Raw genomic sequence first — 6,944 nt, 5'->3', positions numbered from 1 at the left:
CCCAATCTTTTGAGCATAGTTTAAAAGGAGTACCAAAAGTCATGCATCAGCTAACAACTATTAATGACGCAATCAATCGTATTAATCTTAAATATAATACCTTAGTGGAAGTTAATCAAAAAAGTAAACAAATAGAACAAATAGGACTACAAAATATTCAAGAACAGTTGGCTGAGCTGGTGCAAATCACGAAAAACAATCATAGTTAAATATTACCTACTATTTATTATTTATTATCTATCAATTAGCTATGACTATCAAAAAAAGAATTAAATACCAAGAGGTGGCTGAAGAAAATTTAAACGTTTGGCCCTCTTTTACCGATCTAATGGCTAATGCTTTTATGATTATTAGCCTGTTTTTATTATTAGCTTTGTTTAAATCTTTATTTCTTAAATATACTGCCGATGAAACCCAGCTTAATCTCAGCACCAGCGAGCAACAAATAATATTATTACAAAGAGAAATCGCACTACTAGAAAGAGAAGCAAAATCAAAAAACGAAACCATAAATCGCTTAAAAGAAAACTCTGGTAATCTTAGTAGACTTTCATCAGAATTACAAACTTTACTAGAACGCAGTAACAGCAGACTCAATATCGTTGAATCAGAAGTAGAACGCTTAAAATCCGCTCCTCCTATAGTAGTAATTCAAGACTCAGGAGAATATCAATTTGCTTCAGGTAGTGCCACATTACCCCAAGAGTTAAAAAACTATATCTCGATAGACTTAGTAGAACGTATCGAACAAATTAGCCGACAGCGCAATCTTTATGTAGTAGAAATTATCGGTCACACAGACGGACAAGTTAATTTTAACGGTGCTAGTAACTTAGATCGACAATTAGAATCAGTTGCTCAAGGAAAACAACCCATTAGTAGTCTAACTCCAGGCTCTAACGCCGATCTTGGCTTAATGCGAGCCTTAGAAGTAGTAAAACAATTACAATTAGCACAACAGCAAGGACGTTTAGCAGGAGTACAATTTAGAGCTTATTCCGCAGCACAATTACAGTTACCGACTGGGGACTTTGCTGGTACCAATCGTGACCCTGACGCTAACAGAAGACGCATCGAAATTCGCTTCTCTCCTTTAGGGAAAGCTGAAACAATTAGGTAGTGTTTTGAAGCTGCCACGCGTCCGTTACGCCAAAGACTTGGGAATCGGTTCAGCATTTTCTGGAACTCGATATCTAGGCACTAAAAAGAGGTTCAGCCATAGCCAAACCTCAAAAAAAACAATATTTATTTGATTACGACATCTGCAATAGATAAACCAAGATAAATAGCACCAACCAAATTACATCAACGAAGTGCCAATAAATCTCTGCTGCTTCAACACCAAAATGGCTGCTACTGGAATAATGCCCTTCAGTTCGAGAACGCCACAACACAGAAAGTATTAATAATACCCCTACTGTAACGTGTAAACCGTGGAAACCAGTTAAAGCATAAAAGCAACTAGCAAATAAGTTAGTAGTCAGACCAAATTCGGCATTAAAGTATTCATAGCTTTGTCCTAGTAAGAAAGCAACACCCATTACAGCAGTGATTCCGAACCACAGTTGCAGTCCTTTAATATCATTCTTTTTTAGTGCAACTTGTCCTTTATGCATTACAAAACTACTAGCTACTAAGACAACAGTGTTGATAATGGGTACTAGCAATTCTAATTCTGGTGTGCCTTCAGGGGGCCAAACGGGCATGATTGCCCTATAAATTAAGAAAGCAGTAAAAAACCCAAGAAAGGTCATACTATCAGAAATTAGGAAGAGAATAATCCCAAACATCCGATGATCTGGATGTCCGTGATGTCCACTTTCCTGTTGGCTATCAATTACTACTTGAGATTCGTTTACGGCTGAACTTTGCATATTTGTTGATTATTCGTTAGTTGTTAGTGACTAATTGTTAATTGCTAATTATTAATTGCTAATGGGTATTTATGGACTAGGTGGGCAATGCCCACCTACTGATTACTGATAAACAATAACTGTTAACTGCTACCTGCTACCTCGGCTAACATATCGTCTACTTCTTCATCTCCATCAACACTTTCTGTGTCAATACCATAATCATAAGGACCTGCCCACAATACAGGTTCTTCTTCAAAGTTTTCAATAATTGGTGGAGAAGAGGTTTGCCATTCCAAAGTTAAAGCCCGCCAAGGATTACGAGGTGCTTTTTTGCCTTTCCAGAGACTCCAGAAAATATTAATCAGAAAAGGAAATGTCGATACTGCCAAAATGTATGAGCCAATTGTTACCAATTCGTTCATGGCTTGGAATTTAGGGTCGTACAAAGCAATACGGCGGTTCATTCCCTGTAAGCCCAAAGGATGCATGGGTAGGAAGGTAAGATTAAAGCCCACAAAAGTGAGAATAAAGTGAATTCTACCCAAAGTTTCGTTAACCATTTTTCCCGACATTTTGGGAAACCAATGATATACCCCTGCAAACAAAGCAAACACTGACCCACCAAATAAGACGTAGTGGAAGTGAGCCACAACAAAATAGGTGTCGTGGACATGAAGGTCAAAAGGTACAGATGCTACCATAACCCCACTCAAGCCACCGATGAGAAAGGAAGAAAGAAAGCCAAGAGCAAATAGCATGGAACTATTAAGGCTGATTTTTCCGCCCCAAATAGTCGCACACCAACTAAATACCTTAATTCCTGTGGGTACCGCAATAATCATGGTGGTTGCCATAAAGAACATCCGTAACCAACCAGGAGTACCACTAGAGAACATATGGTGCGCCCAAACGATTAAACCGAGGAAGCTGATAGCTAAACCTGAATAGGCGATCGCTCTGTAACCAAATATCGGTTTACGGGCATGAACTGGCAATACTTCCGAAATAACCCCAAAAAATGGCAAAACCATAATATAGACGGCTGGATGGGAGTAAAACCAGAACATATGCTGGTAAACAATCGGGTCGCCTCCCCCTGCTGGATTAAAAAATGCCGTTCCCGCAATCAGATCGAAAGAAAGTAAAATTAGGGCTGCTGCTAAGACGGGAGTACCTAAGATAACAAGTGCTGAAGTAGCTAACATTGACCAGCAGAATAAGGGCATACTGTGGATATCCATATCAGGCATCCGCATTTTTAAAATTGTTGTGACAAAATTAAACGCCCCTAACATTGAGGAAAGCCCCAACAGTAAGACGCTGAGAATCCAAATTTCTTCGCCCCAGACACCACTAACCAAGCTGAGAGGAGGATAGGATGTCCAACCTGCTTGGGGTGCGCCCACAAAAAAGCTGCATAGGAAAAAGATTCCCCCAGGAGGAATAATCCAAAAGGCTATTGCATTCAGTCTGGGAAATGCCATATCGTCCGTCCCAATCATGAGAGGAATCAGATAGTTAGCAAAAGCAGCCCCCGCAGGAATAATCCAGAGAAACAACATAATTGACCCATGCATGGTCATTAATTGGTTATAAAATTCTGGTTGAACAAGATCGGGATCGGGTGTTGCGAGTTCGGTACGCATGACCTCAGCCATCGCACCACCTACGAGATAAAAGAAGAAAGCTGTTACAAGATATTGCACACCGATCACTTTATGATCGGTACTAAAGCCAAAATAATCTTGCCACTTTCTTTGTGGATGTACCTGTTCCATTATTGATTATTGATTATTGATTATTGATTATTGATTATTTAGTTCGTTGTTCGTCTTTTGTCCGTAACTGCTGAATGAATAATCATCGATCGCCGATAAGTGCTACATCACCATCTGTTTCAACTTGGGCAAAAGTGTTATCTTGTATCCACTGTTGATAATCTTCTGTCGAGTGTACGGTGATCGTAGTTTTCATCCCACCGTGGTATGCCCCACAAAGTTCAGCACAGATTACAGGATATTGACCAGTTCTAGTGGGAGTAAAGGTTAATAAAGACTCTCTACCTGGAATGACATCTTGCTTGATGCGAAACTCTGGCAACCAGAAAGCATGTAAGACATCTCCCGCAGTCATATTTAGCTTGACTGGACGATCTACTGGGACGTGTAACTCTCCTGAGACAGTACCAGTTTCGGGATAGTTAAAAATCCAAGCATATTGAATTCCATTGACGTTAACTTCTAAAGGTGGGGTTTGTTCGCCTTCAGGGGATTGACCCAAACCAAGAGCCAAACGAGAATTATCCATAGCCAACAACTGAGAACTTTCCATAGTTTCTTCTGCCATCATTTGCTGATGGTCATGGGAAGCCATCGGATCGAGTCCTCCCATAGTGTTATAAACTTCAAAGCTATAAATGGCTAGGATAAAAACAATTACAGTAGGAATTGCTGTCCAAAGAATTTCTAAAGGGACATTGCCTTCAATTGGCGGTCCATCTGTAAGATCGCCTTCTTTTCTGCGAAATTTAATTACGGAATAAACAATTGCCCCTTCCACTATTAAAAATAGCCCTGTCGCGATGGTCATCATCAAATTAAACAGACCATCAACTTCAGAGGCTTCTTGGGAAGCTGCCACAGGCATTAGTCCATGATTTTGACCGTACCAAAGGCTGATTAGGGTAAGGGCAACACCAAGGATAAGAGTAAGAATGTTACTGGGGATATTCACGGCTCTTTCAGAAATTAAGTGTTTTGTTTATGAACAAGGTTTTACAGGAAGATAAAAGAATTTTTTGGTTACTTTCTCTTTAGTAGTACTTGTCCCTCTTTTATTGGTTGACAAACTGCACTGTATTCAGTTTCAGACTGGGCTTGTTAATTGAATATTGAGAAAAAATTGTGAATATTGAGAATATTGAGAAAAAATTGCCATACATAATATTGATTATTGTCTATCTATTAGGTTAAGACAAACTTCGCTTTAAAGAGTATTTAATCCGATAACCTTAGCAAATTCTTAGCTTTTTTTTGAGGTTTATTATTATTTGTTAAGTAATATAAATAAAAATAAGTATTTGTTTAAATAATCGAGTTATCAGAGTCTTGCAAGGCTAAAAAATTAGTTTTTTCTTTAGGTTTTATTGGGAGTTGTTGAAGTAGAAAACAAGCACCTATAATATTTTCTCTATGCAATTGTATCGCTCAATATTTAAGTAAATCTGAAGAATATCCAAAACGAGATATCTTTGTAGAAAAAGGTCGCTACAGTATAAAGAAATAGCAATTCCATAAATAGTACTCTGTATTTATAGTTCCAGATGACAGAATCGATATTACAATCTTCTAAGAAATCGTCTTTAAGGATACAACCTCAAGTCATTATTCGTCGTTTAGTTTGGAAAATTGCGATCGCAACTTTATTACTCATGGCGGTGGGTAGTGCGACTAGAGTAATGAATGCAGGTTTAGCCTGTCCTGATTGGCCTCTTTGTTACGGTCAACTTGTCCCTACTCAACAGATGAATTGGCAGGTCTTTTTAGAATGGTTTCATCGCTTAGATGCTGCGGTAATTGGCTTTAGTGCGATCGCTTTAACTGGCTTATCTTGGTGGTGGCGGAAAGATTTACCCCAGTGGCTTCCTTGGGCTAGCAGCTTTGCTTTGTTTCTCATTGTCTTCCAAGGCATTTTAGGAGGACTAACCGTAACTCAAATGTTGCGTTTTGATATTGTCACCGCCCACCTGGGTACAGCCCTATTATTCTTTTGCACCTTGATTGTTATTGGTACTACCTTGCTTCCTTTTCAAAGTACGGGAGTGTCCCATTCTTTGGCTAGATGGGGTATGGTTGCTGCGGTTTTAGTTTATCTGCAAAGTCTCATTGGTGGGTTAGTTGCTTCTCGCTGGGCTTTGCATCAGTGTTTTGGCGGTTTTCAACTTTGCCATGTGATGAATGGTCACATAATAGGTGTTTTTCCCCCAACGATTATGACTATAGTGGTCGTTTGGTTAGCTTGGCGTACCCCTGCCTTATCGGGAATTTTGCGAAAATTAGCTACCATTGCAGCAAGTTTGGTCACTCTCCAGATTATTCTGGGTATTGCTACTTTTAGATTGCATTTACAAGTTGAACCTCTGACGATTACCCATCAAGCTGTGGGTGCAAGTCTATTAGGAATTTTAGTTGCTTTTACAGTGCTAGCAATTAAAGATACAAAATGTGAACTCAAAAGTTAAAAAGTTTTGAACAGTTTTGAACACTTTAGTTGACTGGACTACAGTTTAATCCTCTCAGCCCACTTAACTAAGAACTAAACTTGAAAACATCAATCGTGGAACATTTATCAATCCACAGTCAACACGGGAGTGGAATCTGCTTCTTAACAGTCACGCATCGGGAAGCATTCCCAAGTCCGCGACTGCGTGGGTTTCCCGCGCAGTTTAAGTCGGACGCTTGCACCCAATGCGACGGGTATAAACGCCTTAAGGCGACGCGGTCAGAGGAAGGCCCCGCCTTGAAAAGACGGGGCCTTCCTCTGACTTCGTGAGTTAGTGCGGTCTTGGGCGGGGCAGAAGAGTTCTGCCTTCAGAAGACAGAATCAGCCCCTTGGGTTTCCCTCAATGAGCAACTAACGAACCCTTTAGGGGGTCTGACCTCATTTCCTCCCGTGAATTTTAATCAGCCATAGATTGAATGTAGAAAAGACTTGAGTGTCCCCAGATTACCAACTCATAGGGGACTTACAGGCTTTAAGAAACACAAATATGAATCAAAATTTAGGAATAATAACTATGATTGGCAGCAATATCGCCCGTCAACACAACAATTTACTAGACACCATCCGCAATTATTACCAACTAACAAAACCCCGCATCATACCACTATTACTAATTACCACGGCAGCTTCAATAGCGATCGCCTCCCACGGTAAAATAGATCCCATATTGCTATTAGTAACTCTCACAGGAGGCACATTAGCAGCAGCTTCAGCACAAGTCATGAATTGCATCTATGACCGCGACATTGACTATGATATGGTGCGGACTCGCAAACGACCTTTACCTTCAGGAGACATTCAACCCTA

General features: G+C 39.9%; 7 protein-coding genes. 4 read left to right on the top strand and 3 right to left on the bottom strand.

Annotated elements, in window-relative coordinates; genetic code table 11:
* Both H1P_RS36715 and H1P_RS29430 read left to right on the top strand, forming a co-directional pair.
* A partial coding sequence (locus H1P_RS36715) for a hypothetical protein (RefSeq protein WP_425461564.1) occupies positions 1-209 on the top strand: 209 nt, incomplete at its 5' end.
* Between the two features lie 41 nt (positions 210-250).
* Complete coding sequence (locus H1P_RS29430; RefSeq protein WP_144874447.1) at positions 251-1,120, top strand: flagellar motor protein; 870 nt, start codon at positions 251-253, stop codon at positions 1,118-1,120.
* A 133-nt stretch (positions 1,121-1,253) separates the two neighbouring features.
* Here the strand turns inward: H1P_RS29430 and H1P_RS29425 are convergent, their stop codons facing one another.
* From H1P_RS29425 to H1P_RS29415, 3 genes are all read right to left on the bottom strand, one after another.
* Complete coding sequence (locus tag H1P_RS29425; protein WP_144874445.1) at positions 1,254-1,874, bottom strand: cytochrome c oxidase subunit 3; 621 nt, start codon at positions 1,872-1,874, stop codon at positions 1,254-1,256.
* 122 nt (positions 1,875-1,996) lie between these two features.
* Positions 1,997-3,634 carry a cytochrome c oxidase subunit I gene (ctaD, locus tag H1P_RS29420; protein WP_144874443.1) on the bottom strand — a complete coding sequence of 546 codons (1,638 nt, stop codon included), beginning with the start codon at positions 3,632-3,634 and terminating at the stop codon, positions 1,997-1,999.
* A gap of 82 nt (positions 3,635-3,716) precedes the next feature.
* Positions 3,717-4,589, bottom strand: a complete 873-nt coding sequence (locus tag H1P_RS29415; RefSeq protein ID WP_144874441.1) for a cytochrome c oxidase subunit II — start codon at positions 4,587-4,589, stop codon at positions 3,717-3,719.
* Between the two features lie 589 nt (positions 4,590-5,178).
* Between H1P_RS29415 and H1P_RS29410 the strand changes: the two genes are divergently transcribed.
* Both H1P_RS29410 and H1P_RS29405 read left to right on the top strand, forming a co-directional pair.
* Entirely contained in the window at positions 5,179-6,096 is a 918-nt protein-coding gene (locus H1P_RS29410) for a COX15/CtaA family protein (RefSeq protein ID WP_144874440.1), read from the top strand.
* 555 nt (positions 6,097-6,651) lie between these two features.
* Positions 6,652-6,944 (top strand): UbiA family prenyltransferase (locus H1P_RS29405; protein ID WP_186376217.1); only part of this gene is annotated, 293 nt, incomplete at its 3' end.

The organism is Hyella patelloides LEGE 07179 (assembly GCF_900659865.1).
Lineage (GTDB): Bacteria > Cyanobacteriota > Cyanobacteriia > Cyanobacteriales > Xenococcaceae > Hyella > Hyella patelloides.
This window is presented reverse-complemented; position numbering and strand designations above follow the sequence as displayed.